This window comes from Xenorhabdus anantnagensis, assembly GCF_028598555.1.
GTDB lineage: Bacteria > Pseudomonadota > Gammaproteobacteria > Enterobacterales > Enterobacteriaceae > Xenorhabdus > Xenorhabdus anantnagensis.
The window spans coordinates 151781-169744 of sequence record NZ_JAQRFN010000004.1; the positions used below are offsets into that span (position 1 = coordinate 151781).

General features: G+C 44.3%; 13 protein-coding genes. 10 read left to right on the forward strand and 3 right to left on the reverse strand.

Going from position 1 to position 17964, the window contains the following annotated elements; genetic code table 11:
* Positions 1–37: 37 nt before the first annotated feature.
* Positions 38–634: a GTP cyclohydrolase II gene (gene ribA / locus PSI14_RS04980; RefSeq protein ID WP_273574845.1), complete on the reverse strand. Its 597-nt coding sequence runs from the start codon at positions 632–634 to the stop codon at positions 38–40.
* 413 nt (positions 635–1047) lie between these two features.
* Between ribA and PSI14_RS04985 the strand changes: the two genes are divergently transcribed.
* From PSI14_RS04985 to yciH, 4 genes are all read left to right on the forward strand, one after another.
* Positions 1048–1362 carry a LapA family protein gene (locus tag PSI14_RS04985; RefSeq protein WP_273574742.1) on the forward strand — a complete coding sequence of 105 codons (315 nt, stop codon included), beginning with the start codon at positions 1048–1050 and terminating at the stop codon, positions 1360–1362.
* A 6-nt stretch (positions 1363–1368) separates the two neighbouring features.
* Positions 1369–2538, forward strand: a complete 1170-nt coding sequence (gene lapB, locus PSI14_RS04990) for a lipopolysaccharide assembly protein LapB (protein ID WP_273574743.1) — start codon at positions 1369–1371, stop codon at positions 2536–2538.
* A 109-nt stretch (positions 2539–2647) separates the two neighbouring features.
* Positions 2648–3388: an orotidine-5'-phosphate decarboxylase gene (pyrF, locus tag PSI14_RS04995; RefSeq protein ID WP_273574744.1), complete on the forward strand. Its 741-nt coding sequence runs from the start codon at positions 2648–2650 to the stop codon at positions 3386–3388.
* Positions 3381–3719, forward strand: coding sequence for a stress response translation initiation inhibitor YciH (gene yciH / locus PSI14_RS05000; protein WP_273574745.1), 339 nt, complete (start codon positions 3381–3383; stop codon positions 3717–3719). Before pyrF ends, yciH begins: the two co-directional genes overlap by 8 nt.
* Before the next feature lie 72 nt (positions 3720–3791).
* Here yciH and bla read toward each other — a convergent pair whose 3' ends face one another.
* Positions 3792–4625, reverse strand: coding sequence for a class A beta-lactamase (gene bla / locus PSI14_RS05005; RefSeq protein WP_370688818.1), 834 nt, complete (start codon positions 4623–4625; stop codon positions 3792–3794).
* Between the two features lie 275 nt (positions 4626–4900).
* Positions 4901–6838 carry an exoribonuclease II gene (locus tag PSI14_RS05010; protein WP_273574746.1) on the reverse strand — a complete coding sequence of 646 codons (1938 nt, stop codon included), beginning with the start codon at positions 6836–6838 and terminating at the stop codon, positions 4901–4903.
* Positions 6839–7715: 877 nt separating this feature from the next.
* Between PSI14_RS05010 and PSI14_RS05015 the strand changes: the two genes are divergently transcribed.
* The 6 genes from PSI14_RS05015 to PSI14_RS05040 all read left to right on the forward strand — a co-directional run bounded on the left by PSI14_RS05015 (position 7716) and on the right by PSI14_RS05040 (position 17867).
* Entirely contained in the window at positions 7716–9452 is a 1737-nt protein-coding gene (locus PSI14_RS05015) for a type VI secretion system baseplate subunit TssF (protein WP_273574747.1), read from the forward strand.
* Between the two features lie 11 nt (positions 9453–9463).
* On the forward strand, positions 9464–11353 hold the full coding sequence (tssI, locus tag PSI14_RS05020; protein WP_273574748.1) for a type VI secretion system tip protein TssI/VgrG: 1890 nt from the start codon (positions 9464–9466) through the stop codon (positions 11351–11353).
* Positions 11354–11365: 12 nt separating this feature from the next.
* Positions 11366–12586 (forward strand): DUF2169 family type VI secretion system accessory protein, encoded by a 1221-nt coding sequence (locus PSI14_RS05025; RefSeq protein ID WP_273574749.1) that lies wholly within the window; start codon positions 11366–11368, stop codon positions 12584–12586.
* The gene (locus PSI14_RS05030; RefSeq protein ID WP_273574750.1) at positions 12576–12932 is read left to right on the forward strand and encodes a DUF4150 domain-containing protein; all 357 of its coding nucleotides are present in this window, start codon (positions 12576–12578) and stop codon (positions 12930–12932) included. The genes PSI14_RS05025 and PSI14_RS05030 overlap by 11 nt, the downstream gene beginning before the upstream one ends.
* A 10-nt stretch (positions 12933–12942) precedes the next feature.
* Complete coding sequence (locus PSI14_RS05035; protein ID WP_273574751.1) at positions 12943–17280, forward strand: RHS repeat-associated core domain-containing protein; 4338 nt, start codon at positions 12943–12945, stop codon at positions 17278–17280.
* 134 nt (positions 17281–17414) lie between these two features.
* Positions 17415–17867, forward strand: coding sequence for an SMI1/KNR4 family protein (locus tag PSI14_RS05040; protein ID WP_273574752.1), 453 nt, complete (start codon positions 17415–17417; stop codon positions 17865–17867).
* Positions 17868–17964 lie beyond the last annotated feature (97 nt).

Here is a 17964-nt window from a genome sequence, read left to right on the forward strand (position 1 = left end):
TTTTTTGCAGATCTTGCAGAAAATAATTAGAGAACTTTTAGCTTGATTTGAACAGTAGGTGACCCATTCGATTGGCTTTGGTATCTAAGTAGTGAGCATTTTTGGGATTACGCCCTACAATTAGCGGAACACGTTCAATGATATTGATACCCGCTTCTATCATTATTTCAACTTTTTTAGGGTTGTTGGTAAGAAGACGAATTTCACTAATATTCAATAAATTATACATGTTTGCGCAAAGGGTGAAATCTCTCTCATCGGCAGCGAAACCTAATTGATGATTGGCTTCAACAGTGTCAATACCTTGATCCTGTAAAGCATAGGCACGGATTTTATTTAGCAGGCCAATATTGCGGCCTTCCTGGCGGTGATATAGCAAAACACCGCGACCTTCCTGACTAATTTGTGAAAGAGCGGCTTCTAATTGAAAACCACAATCGCATCTTAGACTGAATAAAGCATCTCCAGTAAGGCACTCTGAGTGGATCCGCGATAATATAGGTTTATCGCCAGTAATATCGCCGAAAACAAGGGCAACATGATCGCGACCTGTATTGATTTCCTCAAACCCAATCATTAAAAACTCGCCCCATGGCGTAGGCAATTTCGCTTCAGCTATTCGTTTTAGCTGCATTTTTGTATTCATATGTTGATTTGATCCGTTATAAATATTGCGATACCTAGAACAATACCGGTTGAGAAATTAGCTGAAATTACGTAAAAAAATCTCTCTGATTACAACGCATGCATGCCGACACATTGTAACAGAAATTATTAATACGTTTGCATATTATGCATATAAAGTGCCGGGTTCTTTTAATGATAACTAAACTGTAGGTAGAGTTTTGAAGGTGTATTGTGTGGTCTTGTTTTTGAAAAACAGTAGAACTGAATGCAAACAAGCAGGATAATATCACAAAAAGAAGGAAATCATTGTTTGTTACAATAAATTGCTTCCTTTGCGTAGACGAGAAATGCTAATTTAACACGCCACTATGTCTGTTATTTGGCATAATTAATCAGTAACAATAGATAACAGGAAGAAATGTGAAATATTTTCTAATTTTATTACTGGCATTGGTTGTTTTTATTATCTCAGTGACATTGGGAGCGAATAATAATCAAATAGTAACATTTAATTATTTGATTGCTAAGGGGAACTACCCTGTGTCCACACTGTTGGCGACGCTGTTTGCTGTTGGTTTTATTCTCGGTTGGAGTATTTGTGGCGTTTTTTACCTGCGCGCCTGCTTTTCTTTGCGACATGCAAAACGCAAAATCAAGCGACTGGAAACTCAAATGGAGCAGCCATCTGAATCATCCACAAAAGCCATGTCTACCGTAGCATTAAACAAGGAATAATTCTCCATGTTAGAGCTGTTATTTCTGTTGCTTCCCATTGCTGCCGCTTATGGCTGGTATATGGGGCGCAGAAGTGCTCAACAAGATAAACAACAATCGGCTGCCCGCCTTTCACGTGAATATGTTGATGGTGTTAACTTTTTGCTCTCCAATCAGCAGGATAAGGCGGTAGATTTATTTCTTGATATGCTGAAAGAAGATAGTTCTACATTTGAGGCTCACTTAACACTGGGAAATCTATTCCGCTCCCGTGGTGAAGTTGAAAGAGCTATCCGGATTCACCAGTCCCTGATGGAAAGTGCTTCTCTGACATTTGAACAGCGTTTGCTTGCGATCCAGCAGCTTGGACGGGACTATATGGCTGCCGGGGTCTATGATCGAGCTGAAAACATGTTTATTCAGCTAATTGACGAAACAGATTTCCGTGAAAACGCCTTCAACTCCTTGTTAACCATCTATCAATCCACCAGTGAGTGGAATAAAGCCATTGATATCGCTGAGAAACTAGTAAAATTGGGCAAACACCATTTTCGGGAAGATATCGCCCATTTCTATTGTGAATTAGCTCTGCAATGTATGGGCAGTGACGATTTTACTAATGCGATCGGCTACTTGAACAAAGCGGCCCAAGCAGACAAAAACTGCGCCCGTGTTTCTATTATGCTTGGCCGTATTTATATGGCTCAGGAGGAATACTCTAAAGCAACTGATGCTTTGAAACGTATTCTTGAGCAGGATAAACAAGTGATCAGTGAATCTTTGCCGATGCTGCAAGAGTGTTATCAACATCTATCCCAACCGGATGAGTGGCAAGCTTTTATACAACGTTGTGTAGAAGAAAAGTGCGGTGCAATTGCTGAATTGCATATGGCTGATATCCTTGAGAAGAAAGAAGGGCGTGATGTTGCTCAGAACTACATTAACCGTCAGTTGGAACGCCATCCAACAATGAGACTATTTTATCGTTTGATGGATTACCATCTGACGGAGGCGGAAGAAGGGCGAGCTAAAGAAAGCTTGATTCTTTTGCGCAATATGGTCGGTGAACAAATCCGCACGAAACCTGATTATCGATGCCATAAATGTGGCTTCACTTCCCGCTCGTTATATTGGCATTGCCCATCATGTCGCTCATGGGACTCTATTAAACCGATTCGGGGATTGGATGGTCAGTGACACTGTCACCATTACTATTACAATGCCCGACCGTTATGATCGATGTCATGTATTAGCAACGCATTTTTATAAATAATTCAAGTTAATTGGTAAATCAAAGGGCCTAAAAATGACTTCCCACACAGCTCAAACTTTAGCTAAACAGATTGACTCACCTGTTATTGTTGCATTGGATTATGACAACCAGAATGCAGCGCTGGCATTTGTCGACAAAATTGATCCGAAATCCTGTCGTCTGAAAGTGGGCAAAGAAATGTTTACATTGTATGGCCCGCAATTTGTTCAGGCGCTGCATCAGCGTGGTTTTGATGTGTTTTTGGATCTCAAATTTCACGATATTCCTAATACAACGGCAAGAGCAGTCGCGGCGGCGGCTGAACTAGGCGTGTGGATGGTTAATGTTCATGCTAGTGGTGGCGCAAGAATGATAACAGCGTCTAAAGAAGCGTTGTTGCCTTACGGTAAGGATGCGCCTCTGTTGATTGCTGTTACTGTGCTGACCAGTATGGAGCAATCGGATCTATTGGGTATAGGTATTGATATGACTCCAGCGCAACATGCTGAACGTTTAGCATTATTGACAAAACAGTGTGGTCTGGATGGTGTGGTTTGCTCAGCCCATGAAGCACAACAATTGAAAATGGTATGTGGGCAGGCGTTCCAACTTGTTACTCCGGGTATTCGTCCCGAAGGTGCAGAAGCGGGAGATCAGCGTCGGATTATGACACCTCCTCAGGCAGTTCAGGTTGGGGTGGATTATATGGTGATCGGGCGCCCAATTACTCAAGCAGAAAACCCAGCATTAGCATTACAGCAGATTAATCAATCTATTGGGGTCATTCATGGATAATAACTCTCGCCTGGTTTATTCGACGGATGGCGGCCGCATTCAGGAAGAAAAAGTAAAACCTACTCGTCCGAAAGGTGCTGGTATTGTAGGTGATGGTATTGTGCGTATTCAGCGCCAAACCAGTGGCCGTAAAGGAAAAGGAGTTTGTGTGATTACGGGTATTGATGCTGATGATCAAACTTTGGCTAAACTGACAGCCGAATTGAAGAAAAAATGTGGTTGCGGAGGTTCTGTCAAAGAGGGTGAAATCGAGATCCAAGGCGATAAACGTGACTTGTTGAAGCAATTGCTGGAAGCAAAGGGAATGAAGGTGAAACTGGCTGGAGGTTAATTCCAGTTTGTTACATACAATACAAGCTATGTAGTTTATTTGCTGCATAGCTTGTTATTTGGCGAAAAAATTTTATTTATTCAGCTCCCCATTTTGAGTCATGATGCGTGCAGCTGCTGCTAATACATCGGGACGAGCATGGGCTTCTTTGTTATCCGGCTGAGTAAAGTAAGTAACCAAAACCAAAGGTGCACGCTTGGGGACTGGCCAAATCACCGCAATATCATTGGTTGTACCATAATTGCAGCGGCCTGTTTTATCTCCGACAACCCAACCTTTGGGCACTCCGGCGAGAATACTGGCATTACCGGTTGTATTTCCTTTTAACCATTCAATTAATTGTTCACGTTGTGTTGTAGCCAAAGCATTTCCAAGCGCTAAATTATACAAACTTTTTGCCATGGCTTGTGGTGTGGAAGTATCACGTTCATCGCCTGGAATGGCGGTATTTAACTCAGGCTCTTGGCGATCGAGGCGAAAATAATTGTCACCAATAGCGCGAGCAAATTTTGTAACTTCACTTGGACCATTAAGTTGATTAAGAAGCAAATTCATAGCCGCATTATCACTATATTGTAGTGTTGCTGCGCTCAATTTTCCCAATGTCATACCATTTTTGAGATGTTTTTCTGTAATCGGGCTGTACTCAACAAGATCTGATTGTTGATAGTGAACTCGTTGGTTTAATAAGTGAGCATCTGTTTCGCTTTTTTTCAGAATAGCGGATACCGCCATCAACTTGCTGGTACTGCATAGAGGAAAACGTTCGTTTGCACGGTAAGTGATGGTGGAATGATCAGACGTGTCTATCAACACCACACCAAGACGGCCATTAGCATTTTTTTCTAGCATGGAAAGCTGGTGGATAATCTCTTTTGTCTTGAGGGAATTTCTTGGGGACGATATCTCATTTTGGTGAGAGGTTTGATCTTTCTGATGAGAAGCTTGATCTCGGTGAACAAATTGATTTTGCTGGATAGTCGCATTGGTTGGACAAGTGAATAATACACTGAGCAAGGAAGCAAGAGCGGTCGTGAAACCTATCCGGTTTAATAAAGAAAGTCGCACGTGGGAAGCCCTTAGGGTTGATTGGGAAATCAAGTTATTAAACTGCCGCCAGAAATGGCGGCAGAGATGTTTTATAGATATTGCTGTTAACTGGTAAAGTTAACTGTATTAACTTATACAGGACGCGCCACAATATTGCGGGTTTCCATTCTGACCTCTTCAATACGGACATTGATGATGTCATTTAATTGGTGAACAGTTTCACCTTTAATCAATACGGAACCGGTTTCTTGACTGCATTGAAGTTCATCACGAACAGCGTGCAAGAATGGTCCGGGAACAAAAGCGATGGCTCCGTTATCTACCAGTCGAACTCGCAAGCCACCACGGGTAATGTCGATAATTTCTGCCGGGAATGTTTTATCTGTGCCAGCATGAGGTTGCAGGAAACGGGCATAGAGCCAGTCACCGACATCACGTTCTGCCATGCGGTTAGCTCGGCGACGGTCAGTCAATTGCAGACAAAGATCTTCAGTTGGTTTTTCTGCCTCAACTTGCTGAATAGTGGCTTTCAACAAGCGGTGATTGATAATATCGCTGTACTTACGGATAGGAGATGTCCAAGTAGCGTAAGCATCAAATCCTAGCCCAAAGTGCGGACCCGGTTCTGTTTTGATTTCGGCAAAAGTTTGGAAACGGCGGATGCGGCTATCCAAGAATTGCGTTGGTTTTCTATCCAGTTCACGACGCAGTTCACAGAAACCTTCCAGTTTCAGCAATGTTTCAGCATTAACCTCAATCCCATGCTCTTTGAGAACTTCAACGGCTTGTTCAATCTGGGTAGGTTCGAAGCCCGTGTGGACGTTATAAATACCAAAGCCTAACTTATCACGCAGAATTTTAGCTGCACATAAATTCGCTGCGATCATGGCCTCTTCAACAATGCGGTTGGCTGAGCGGCGTTGTTCAATAACGATATCAACAACATTGCCACCTTCATCAAGAATAAAGCGATAATCTGGGCGTTCTTTGAAAACCAGTGCGTTTTTCAGGCGCCAGTTATTGCGGCGCTCACACATCTTTTTCAGAAGCGTGATTTGGGTAGTAACGGCGTCTGACTCTGGCTTCCAACCCTCTTGGCCTTCTAACCAATCTGAGACTTCGTCATAAACCAGCTTAAATTTAGACTCAACCCATGCAGCGAAGAATTGAATATCATCGCCTAACTGACCATCTTCCAGAATAGAAACCTGACAAACCAGAGCAGGGCGACGCACATTAGGGCGCAGAGAACATAGGTTATCAGACAGCTCACGAGGGAGCATTGGAATATTGAAACCCGGCAGATAATTGGTGAAACAGCGCTGATAGGCAATTTTGTCCAGTTCGCTACCCGCTTTGATATAAGCGGTGGGGTCTGCAATAGCAATAGAAAGTTTCAGGCTGCCATCATCATTTTTGGTGATATGCAGGGCATCATCCATATCTTCGGTTGTTGCACTATCAATAGTGACAAAATCAAGATCTGTCAGATCGATGCGTTCGACAGAACTGTCGTCCAGCTGGCAATCTGTCATTGCCGGAGCTTCATGTTCCAGACTGTGGCGGGTTAATGTGACCCACCATGGTGCGTAATGATCATCACCTTGCGTAATATAACCGGTAATTTCAGCATGAAAACCACGATCGCCTTTCAGGGGATGTCGGCGCATTTCGGCTACAGCCCAATCGCCATTTTCAAACGCATGGTTAACTTGGTCTGTAGGGCGGCAAAGGATGGCGTCTTTTAATAATGGATGGTCAGGAATAATCCACAGTCGATTGTCATTTTCTTTCTTTAGGATCTTTCCTACAAAACGAGTCAGGAATGGTTCAATCAGAGATTCTGGCTCGGCAATCTCTTTATCTTTGTCTGTGTGAATAGCAGCGGTAATCCGATCACCGTGCATTACTTTCTTCATGTTGGGAGGCGGAATGAAATAACTTTTTTGGCCATCGACTTCTAAAAATCCAAAACCTTTCTCAGTTCCTTTAACTAAGCCTTCAACGCGCAGAGTTTTAGAGTGAAGTTGCTGTTTTAGCTGCGCAAGCAGCGGATTATTTTGAAACATAATATCTGGAGAGTATGGGGTTATTATGGATAATTTTAGATAGTAGTTTTACGCGAATCGAAGGTATGGGGCAAGCAACATCTTAACAAAACAGGAAAATTTGTGGAGTAAGCCTAAAAATTGTATGTGGTATATACATAGAATGAGGTGATTTTATGGAAAAATCATCACGGAATCAGGAAAGCTATTGGATTAATGCATACATTAATGTTATGGGGTTGTACGCCCCAAAATCACCATGATGAATGAAATATCGCTTAGGCGTTTTAATATTGCTCTGCCAAGAAACTATCATTTTATACGATTATGTCTGTTACCGTCTGAATTGTAAATTCGTTGAATTTGACGTTAATGTCACAAGTGTTAGCACAATTAAAGGAAATTCATCAGAAAAATACAAAATGATAAATTGTTAAATTTTACTTTCGACATAATTCCATTTTTTATATGTAATAACTTGTCTTTAATTCACTTTTCTTGTTGATATAAACTAAATTAAATAAATTTATTTAAATAATTAAAAATGTAAAGGTCGCTAATGATGAGCCTTTATTTTTTTATGGATGTCATGATATTACATTTTTATTTATTTGTGTTAAATATTGTAACGTTTGCGTTAATTAAAATTGTTTTTCCTAGTGAGATTGTTATGTAATAGTGCAATTAATAATAAATGTTTTAACGGCATATTGTTTTGTTTTTCATGGTGTTATTGTTATTTATTGATGGGTTTAAATTCCTCTTGATTAAAACTGGTAAAGATAATTTAGCGATGTGATTTATTGTTATAAATAATTTTTTGATATTAAACCTTAAAAATAAATATCTTAACTGAAAATTAATATTACACTCGGCATCGTTTTTAAATGGAGCTGATATGGATTCTTTTCAATTTTATTATCAGTGGGAATTGGATTATCTGCGACAACTTGAAAAAATGGTTGGTGAAGAAAAGCCCCATTTGGCAGAACACTTTAATGGCTATGATCCTGATATTGAAAGATTGAATCAAGGCTTTGCTGCTTTAATCGCACGTGTGCATCAGAAAGTGGATGATGCATTTCCAGAAATTACCCTGCCTCTGTTGCAACGATTAACCGCTCAATCTATCAAAGGGATACCTGCCACAAGTGTCGTTCAGTTCGATGGAAGAGAAGGGTTTGACTTTTCCTGCACACTGCCGAGAGGCTCTGAAGTTTCATCAGGGGCGGGAGTGACGTTTGCGACGTCCAGAGACTGTCATATTGAACCGCTGATATTGCTGGCGCGGAATATCACTTATCAGGCAGAAACCACCCTAATCACCCTCACGTTCCAATATATTGGCAAGGATGATCACTGGCCTATTCGTCCTATCAGCTTATTTCTCAGCCCCAATGAAGCGGTGGCCGATACATTGATGCTTGCCCTGTGCCGCTTTTTACAGCGCGCAGAGCTGCGCCACAACGGGTTGACTTATCCGGTCGAACCTTTCTGGTTTGAACCGCTGTCCGGTACTTCCCGGCTGATTTTATCACCGCCGATTTCAGCAGCAGGTAACTGGGCACCGCAAATGCTGATGGAATCCCTCTACTTGCCCCATGTTCATCATTTTTTGACGCTGGCCTTACCTACGGTAATGCGCAGCCGATTATCCATGACGGAAAGCCAGCAGTTCAGCGTGACGCTGAAACTTAATGATGTCTTACCTTTGTCTGAGGCGCAATTGGCTGATGCTTTCCAGCCCCATTGTGTCCCCGTCGTAAACCTTGAACGTCGGTCGCAGGTGACACAGACCTTTGCGCCAGATACTGCTCGTTATCCCCTGCCTTTGCCGTCTGGACAGGGACTCCTGCATATGACTGACCTCCGGTTAAAAGATGAACCCGGTAAAGAACGCGGCAAGCGATCTCAGTTTTATCCGATGAGCCAATTCACTCATTTTTTTCGTAATGCTGATGAAGAAGTTTGGTTCTATGCACTGGACATTACCCGTGATGCGTTGGGGCATTTGGAGTATGCACTCATGTTTTACGACTGCCATGCCCGGCCGATGGAACAGCCACCAGAGCAGGAATTTACCTGCCATTTTGTGGCGTTCGATACAGGCTTGCCGACATTGGCCGTGGGCGATATCTGCCACGCGAGCGAGGATATTCCTGATGGCCTGCAAGTCAAAAACCTGACGCCCACCGCGCCCAGCTATCCGCCGGTCACGGACTCTTCACGATACTGGGGGTTGCTGTCACACCATGCCGCAAACGGTTTCTGGCTGAACTCGGTATCCGCTCTCAAGCAATTACTGTGGGATTACGATTTTTATGCTGACCTTGACCGTCATACCCATCGCAATATCCAACGGTTAACCGCAGGTATTTTAGCGATTCAATCCACGCCCGGTGACTGGCTGATCCGTGGCGTCCCTTACCGCTGTGTGCATGTCGAACTGACATTGGAGGAATCGGTTTATACCTGTCAGGGAGAACTGTTCCGGTTTGCCAATGCCTTGTACCAGTTTTTGCCGTTCTGTCTTACCGAAGATATGCGTATGCGAATGAGTGTCATCGGGAATGCTTCCAATATCCGCTGGCTTTTATCGCCTTGTCCGCTTCAAGGGTATCGCCCGATTATGTGAGGAGCTGCAAAATGGATGGATTAGTGTTTACTTGCCAGATAGGTGCGCTACCAGCCACAACTTTTCAGGTGGTGAATTTCAGTTTACAGGAAGGGCTGTCACAGCTTTATCACCTGTCTTTGACCGTGGTCAGTCCGCTTAACAGTGTGGTACTCAATGATCAATTGGGCACCTATGCTTCTCTGACCATTACCTGTAATGGCAAAGTGGATCGCACGGTCAAAGGCATCGTGGCTGGCGCTTCGCAGGGCAATACGGACGGGCGGCAGACTTACTATACATTTAGCATCCGACCGGAGATGTGGCGGATGACGCTTCATCAGGACAGTCGTCTTTTTCAGCGTGAATCCGTACCGGACATGCTGAAAAAACTGCTGAAAGAACATCGCGTCAAGTCGGACAGCAAGTTTTATGATGACAGTGATCACCACCCCGTTCGGGAATACACCACACAGAAACGCGAATCTGCCTATGACTTTTGGTGCCGGTTGGCGGCGGAAGAGGGGATTGCTTTCTGGTTTGAGGAAGAACAACTGTTTTTCAGTGACTCCCATTTGGGAATGACCGCGGATCTTAACCTGACTTACAACACTCAGCCCAATACCGATGATAAAGATACTACCGCTTGGCAGTGGCAATACGGGGAATACCTTTGTCCGGATGAATATATCCATAAGGATTACAACTATCTTCGGCCTTCCCAGCCCTTGCAGACTCAGACAAAGCTACCCCAAGGCGGACGTCATTCAATATTTGAAAGTTATGGGCGTTTTCCGGGGAGTAAAGAAGGTAATCCGTTGGGTGAAGTGCGCCTTAACCAACTGAACAGCGAAAGTAAGCAGGGCTCAACTCAAACCAATTGTATTCAGTTGCGCCCCGGCAAAATTTTTATCCTGAAATCCCATCCCATTGCATCTATGAATGACCGCTGGCAGGTGGTGACCGTGAATCACTATGGTTCCCAGCCACAGGCGGCAGGTATTGCGGGTGAAGGCACTACGCTGACCAATAACGTCACTTTTATTCCGGGGAAAGACGACTGGCGGCCGCCGTACCGTTACAAACCGCTGGCCGACGGGGATGAACTGGCAACAGTAGTGGGACCGCCGGGGGAAGAGATTTTTGTCAACGAGCACGGTGCCATTAAAGTGCATTTTCACTGGAATCGTCATGATGAAGCGGGGGATGGCTCATCGTGCTGGGTACGAGTGGCACAGGGCTGGAACGGCAATGGCTTCGGTTTTATGGCGATACCGCGTATTGGTCAGGAAGTCATTATCTCTTACCTGAACGGTGACATTGACCGTCCTATTGTGACGGGGTGTAACTACAATGGCCTGAACCGTCCGCCGCTCGATTTACCCGCACAGAAAACCCGCACCACCTTCAAGACGCGTACCCATAAAGGTGAGGGATTCAATGAACTGCGGTTTGAGGATGCGAAAGGCAGTGAAGAAGTGTTTATTCATGCCCAGAAGGATATGAATACCAAAGTGTTAAATAACCGTACCACGCAGGTGCAGGGTAATCACACCGAAACGATTGACGGTAATCAGGCCGTTGTTGTGAAAAAAAATAAACAGGAAATGGTGCAACTGAGCAGTACTGAAACCGTTGGGCAGGCCAAAACCCTGACGGTGGGTATGGCTTATACCATTACCGTAGGTGCCAATATGAAGACCTCCGTCTCCATGAGCCAAAACGAAACGGTCGGTATGCAAAAAAGTATTTCCGTGGGGCAAAAACTGACTATCTCGGCCGGTAAGGTGATCGAACTGAAATGCGGTAACAGCACATTGCGCATGGACAGCAGCGGTAAAATTACCATCAAAGGGAAAACGTTTCTGTTTGATGCCAGCGGCCCTGTGCAAATCCATGGCAAAGACATTGATTTGAACTAAGGAGACAGGACGGTGGAATTCAAAAATCTCACCCCTTTTTCGGTGATGAACTACCGGATGTTGGATACCGAAGATCAGGAATACGATGTTATTGCCATGAAAGTGGGTTATCAGCTGTTGCCCGCAGGGAAGGGTGAATATCTGGCTGAACTGCTGCCGGTGATGGATTTGTGCGTGCAGGATCAATATCGGGGAGGGCTGAACATCTCGCAGGTATTGCAGGAAAGTGATCTGGCACCGTTTAAACCTAAATGTGACGTGATCGTCAATGGTACGGCTTATGCGCCGGAAGGCAAGCCTTGTCCCTCTTTTCCTATTCGCCTGTCAGTAACGGATGCCAATGGCGACATTTTACTGGATAAGACACTGAATATTACAGGTGAACGGGAATTTTTCCGCCCCGATAACGGACAATGGCAGCTTTCTGATCCTAAACCATTTAACCGTTTACCGCTTGATTATCGTTATGCCTTTGGCGGGGGATGCCGGATTGAAGCCGAGGATGATAAAGCGGCGAAAGAATTAACAGAGGAAGATAAGCTCTCTCCTGAACAACGCAGCCAACACCCCGATGGCGAAAAGGCTCCCATAGCTCATGCAGTTTATGAATACAATCCCATTGGTGCAGGGTTTGTTTTGCCGTGGTATGCGAAGGCGAAAGATCTGCCTCGTTATCCGGCACCACGTATTATCCATCCGAATGCATCAATAACCGCACACCATTTTACTGATATGCTGGCAGGCCGTTTCTCAGCCACCGAGCCAGCCTGTCAACCGCAGGGTATGGGCGTTATTGGGCGGGCGTGGTTACCACGGCGAACACTGGCCGGAACGTATGATCAAACATGGCTGGAACAACGCCATCCCTATCTGCCACAGGATTTTGATTTCGGTTACTGGAATGGTGCCCCGCAGGATCAACAAATTAATTGGCCATCTACCGATATTTCACTGCAACTGACTAACCTGACTCCAGATGGCTCTTTGCAAACCCAATTGCCGGGGCATCGTCCTTTTATCCTGTTCCGCATGGAGGATGGTGCTCTTTTTCCGGTTCTGATGAACCTCGATACCCTGATTATTGATACCGATGCAATGACACTGGAGCTGACTTTTCGTCTGCATTTCAGCATTGACTTCCCTATCCGAGTGGCGGAAGCCCGGTTTGAAATAAACCCCAAAGCCCCCTTAATTACATTTGTACCTGAACAGGAGCAGGATCATGGCGGATAATTATATTGCCCGCAAAGATACCCAATGGCTAATTATCAGTCTGGTTCCCGATGTCTGCAAAACCCCGATGGGACCGGCCACTCCTCCAATTCCTTATCCTGTTATCGCCAAACTGGAAGACTCCTCTGCACCCGTCACATCGGTACGGGCAAACAGGCAGCCAGTGGTGGTATTTGGGCAAAGTTTTGTCCCGCAGACGTTGGGGGATGAAGCGGGTACGGCTACAGGGGTTAAAAGTGGCACGGTGGGGGGAAAATGTCACCCAAAAGAGCATACGCAAACGGTACGGGCGGGTGGCAAATTGACATTGCGCCATATGGATAAATTCTGGATGAATGGGGCGTAAGGAGGGAAATATGGCAAAAGGGGCAAAGGATGATAGTCCGACTGGTACGGGGAATACGGTGGGAACCATTGTTGGTCAGCCGGAGCGGGCAAAAAAAAGTCTGAAAGAAGCTAATCCCCCCGTTAAGTCGGAAACATCGCAAGAATTACAATCTCAGAACCATTCTAGGAGCAAGAGAGGAGTGTATGACGTAATCCACTCGCAAGGTTTTGAGGCGGGAGTTAAGCAAGAGCTCTTCAATACTATTCCTGTTCCGCCTCCCCCCTCTGGCTATGAGTTTTTTCCTGCGGATCCAGGACAAGAAACAAATGCAGAGACAGGTAAAATGGTTGTAATGGGTGGAAAATTAATTATTGGAGGGGCGCTATGGTTATTAGGTGTATTTGTCCCACCAGTTGCCTCGCTAGCTATCCCGGTAGGGGGCTTTCTAGTATCCAGCGCTATTGGTAGTAGTATTCGTAGTGGGGGAAAACAGATATTAAAACATATAGGATCTAATAAAGAACATATAAAACCTAAAGAACATGCAGGGCCTACAAAACCTAAAGAATCACCGAGTGGTAATAAAATTAAGTCTCAAGAAAATGAAAATTCTACTCAATCAAATAAAAGAAAAGAAAAAGATCCAGCCAACCAATCTGATCAAGAGCATCCTTCTAAATGTGAAGGTGGTAGTTGTGGAAAAGGCGAGCCTGTCGATATTACTTCCGGTGATTATCTGCAAACTTACCCAGTCATTGTCATCCCCGGCCTATTACCAATCACCCTAACCCGAACCTATCGCTCTACCGCTTCCCAAAATGGGTTATTGGGACCTAAATGGGCTGATGATTGGTCACGTCAATTAGTTATAGACGATGAAAAAATCCATGTTACCGATGCCGATGGGCAGGTTTATGATTTTTCAACACCTGAAAATCAGGTTTTGGCACGTAATCTCCATCTTCCCCATTGTTTGTTGACCGGAGAGCTTGATGGTGAACTGTACCTGATTAACAAACAGAACCAGCAAACTTTCCACTTTAACCATATTGACGGCAATCGGCGTCGGCTATCGGCTATCACGGATCGCCATCAGAATCATATTCAGTTTATCTATACCGACCAGCATCAGCTGATGGAAGTTGTACGCAATGACGGTTTCCGATTAACACTTCACTACCAGAATCATCAACTGCGAACGGTGGATTACCACTTTCAGCAGATACAACAGCGTCTGGTCACCTGCCATTATGACCAGCACGGCTATCTGGCAGAATGTGATGCCTTTCAGCAAAACCATCTGTGGCATGAATACACCGCACAGGGTTATATGACCCGCTGGCATGATACGGATAAGACCGATTTTTATATTCACTATGATGAACGTGGACGGGTAATTTCCACCCATTCTTCCGCAGGTTATTGGGACGATCGTTTTATCTATGACGATGAGGCTCGCGTTACCACTTATCTTGATGCTGAAGGCGAAAAAACCCTTTCCTATTACAACCAGAATAATCAGGTGATACGTGAGGTTGATCCGTTAGGGCGTGAAACACGGACACAGTGGCGTTACAACCAGAAGGTTTGGGAAATTGATCCACTGGGAGGCTACACCACTTTTGACTATAACAATGACGGTGCGTTAACCGAAATTATTCTGCCAACCGGTGAAGCTTTTTACTATGACTATGATGAACACGGCCAGCTTATTGAAGCAACTTTACCGACAGGCGATATCTGGCAGTTCCATCATGATGAGCAGGGCAATCTAACGGCTGTCACTAATCCACAAGGGCATAAAGAAGAGTATCAATACGGTCTTCACGGTGAATTGCGGCAACATCTGCTACCGGATGGTCGGCAATGGCACTATGCCTATGACGAACATCAGCGGCTTGCTGCAATTATGACGCCGGATGGTCAAACAACCGGTCTGGAACTGGATGAACTGGGGCGTTTACGCCGTACTACCGATGCACTTAAGCACGAAACCCGTTACCGCTATAGCCCTGTTCATGCCAGCATTGATAATGGCAGTCTGACAGAAATTGAATGGCCGGATGGGGTGACTCAACACCTAGAATATGACAGCGAACGGCGTGTTATCGCTATGACCGATGGGGAAGGGTGTACCACTCGCTACGGTTATGGCGCTTTTGATCTGCTTACCCACATTACCCGCCCGGATGGTACGATATTACACTTTGGCTATGATCGCCTTACCCGCTTTTGTTCCGTTACTGCCTCGACAGGAGAAACTTATCGTTATGAACGGGATGCCGCTGGTCAGATTATCCGTGAAATAGACTTTACCGGCCGCACCATTGATTATCAGTATGATGCGTTGGGGCGTCGCATTCAGGTCAGCTACCCTGATAATCACTCACTGCGCTGGCATTACTCTTCGGCAGGTTTATTGACCCGACAGGAAACTTGGTATCAGGCGGGAGATAAGGAAGAGCTGAAATCGGTTACCACTTATGAATATAACGCCCGTCGCCAGATTATCAGGGCAGCGAATGACGATGCGGTTGTGGAATATGAATATGATGCGACTGGTTTGCCCGTTTGTGAACGCATTAATGGGCGGGAAATTACCCGTGAATGGAACGATTTTGAACAAATAACCACGGAAACTATCGGTGAGCATACCCTGCGCTTTGATTATAACGTGATGGGTGCTGTTAACCATTTTCAGTTTAACCAACATACGCCGCTGACCTTGAGTCATGATGCTTTGGGGCGGGAAGTTGTTCGGGAAAGTACAGAAGGTTTTATTCTTGCCAGTCGATATACCTCGACAGGGTTGCTGGCGCACCAATCCGCCGGGCGAGCCACAGCGCTGTTTCGTGAAACTTTGGCACAAAATGATCCCCATTTCCCACCACAGGCCACCGCGGTTAACCGTAGCTGGCAATATGACCGTGCGTACAGCGTCAGAAGGATTGATGATGATATTTGGGGACAGACTCGTTACCGCTATAACCAGAATGACCAGATTATTAGTGCCACATTTAATGGCCGGTTACCCTATGAAGAACAGTTCAGTTATGATGCCAATGGTAATCTGAATCAACATGTGCTGGTGGATGCACAAGGAGCAATTAAGCAATTTGAACAGCATCAGCAGGCAGGGCGAGTTATTAAACGCGGCAATGTCACTTACCGCTATGATGACAATGGTCGACAGGTGGAAAAAACCGAACACCGTGATGGCTTTCGCCCACAGGTATGGCGTTATCGTTGGGATACGCAGAACCAGTTAACCCATTGTGAAACGCCGGATGGTTCACGCTGGCACTATCGCTATGATGCCTTTGGACGGCGTATCCGCAAGCTGAAAGTGCACGATGGCAAACTGGCCGCGGCTAACCTGCAACGGTGGCTGGAGGGTAAACCGGATTTAACGGCAAAACACGATACCATTATGGGATATGACTACCTCTGGAGTGGCGACCAGTTAGTTGAAGAAACTCCGATCTATGCAGATGGTACACCTTCTTATAACCGCAGTATTTGTTGGTTATATAAGCCCGGAGCATTAACCCCTTCCGCCCGTTATGAAAAAGGCAAACTGCATTATATTGTCAGCGACCATCAGGGAACACCGCGGGAAATATTGAGTGAATCCGGTAAGTTGGTATGGGCAAATCGGCTAACAACTTGGGGTAGAGCTGAACAAATGCCATTATTGGCTGCAAATGATGAGGATTATCATGTTAGTTGCAATTTGCGGTTTACCGGGCAGTATGAAGATAAGGAGAGTGGGTTATATTATAATCGGTTTCGGTATTATGACTGTGATACGGGGCAGTATCTTACGTCGGACCCCATCGGGTTGATGGGCGGGGTGAATCCGTATGGGTATGTGTATAATCCTGTGAGTTTTATTGATCCATTTGGGCTTGTGGGATGTCAGGAGAGAGTCAATAGATTTGTAAAAATATATGAAAATGATCCTATCATAGGCAAAAAAAATTTTGCTTCTGCTGATTATGATATTGGTGGCCAAAAAGGATCTTTAGATGCAATTAGTGGAGGAGGCAAGATGAACCCTAACCTTGGTGATTACAATACACCCAATGCAACAGGGGAATATAATACTTTTGCTCTAAGAGATTCCCTGAATAATCTTAGAAACCAAGACACTGAAGTGAAGATTTTAGAAGCGATAACAAAGAAGTTTAATAATACTGAAGTGAGCGGTACTATTAATCTACATTCAAAGCTTCGAATTTGTGATTCATGTCAAGGTGTTTTTACACAATTTAGTACACGTTATCCGAACATCCAAATAAACGTAACTTACGGCAATGGGAGAAACTTTGGGACTTATCTCGGAGGAGTATTATCCAGAGGGTAGTTGGGACATTAGTATGAAGATTGAATAGTGAAAAATGGTTGATCATTATCTATTTAAGCTTACATTTTGTACGAGTAGCTTTTAAAAATGTGTTCTAATATTTATTGAATTAATAGTAGAAATGGGAACAAAGGATGAATAATTGCCTTTTTTTAAAAGAGCTTAATAACCTTATTAATGACATAAGAGCTAGTGGTATGAGTGTGCGAGGGTGTGATGATCAGCAACTTGTTGAGCTCGAAAAGAAATATGGTTTATTGCCTGAAAGCTATAAACTTTTTCTATCTCTTATGGGAATTGAAGCCGGAGATTTTATAATAGGCACTTCAATATTATTTAGTGAAATAGATGATATAAATGAAGGTGTTATAGCATTAATGGAGACTGATGATATCATTCCACCAGAAAATATGTTTGCTTTCTTATTACATCAAGGATATTCATCCTTATTTTTTGTCGATAGGTTTCAAAAAGATCCCATTGTGTATTGTTATACAGAAGGGGAATCAATAAAAGAAACAACATGTACTTTCAGTAATTTTATACTAGGTGAAATTGAATCTTATAAGGAGTACAGGTCGAAATAGCAATTTTTGCTGCCTGTAAGAGGTATTCTAATATGATATTTGATTTCAAAAACTTTTGACTGTTGGTATTTGCTTGAAAAATATTTATTTCCAGCGA

Bases quoted from the DNA above. Each gene is read 5' to 3' on its own strand.
- yciH (WP_273574745.1), top strand. From the start codon at position 3,381: ATGGATAATAACTCTCGCCTGGTTTATTCGACGGATGGCGGCCGCATT.
- PSI14_RS05010 (WP_273574746.1), bottom strand. From the start codon at position 6,838: ATGTTTCAAAATAATCCGCTGCTTGCGCAGCTAAAACAGCAACTTCAC.
- ribA (WP_273574845.1), bottom strand. From the start codon at position 634: ATGCAGCTAAAACGAATAGCTGAAGCGAAATTGCCTACGCCATGGGGC.
- pyrF (WP_273574744.1), top strand. From the start codon at position 2,648: ATGACTTCCCACACAGCTCAAACTTTAGCTAAACAGATTGACTCACCT.
- PSI14_RS05030 (WP_273574750.1), top strand. From the start codon at position 12,576: ATGGCGGATAATTATATTGCCCGCAAAGATACCCAATGGCTAATTATC.
- PSI14_RS05040 (WP_273574752.1), top strand. From the start codon at position 17,415: ATGAATAATTGCCTTTTTTTAAAAGAGCTTAATAACCTTATTAATGAC.
- PSI14_RS05015 (WP_273574747.1), top strand. From the start codon at position 7,716: ATGGATTCTTTTCAATTTTATTATCAGTGGGAATTGGATTATCTGCGA.
- lapB (WP_273574743.1), top strand. From the start codon at position 1,369: ATGTTAGAGCTGTTATTTCTGTTGCTTCCCATTGCTGCCGCTTATGGC.
- tssI (WP_273574748.1), top strand. From the start codon at position 9,464: ATGGATGGATTAGTGTTTACTTGCCAGATAGGTGCGCTACCAGCCACA.
- PSI14_RS05035 (WP_273574751.1), top strand. From the start codon at position 12,943: ATGGCAAAAGGGGCAAAGGATGATAGTCCGACTGGTACGGGGAATACG.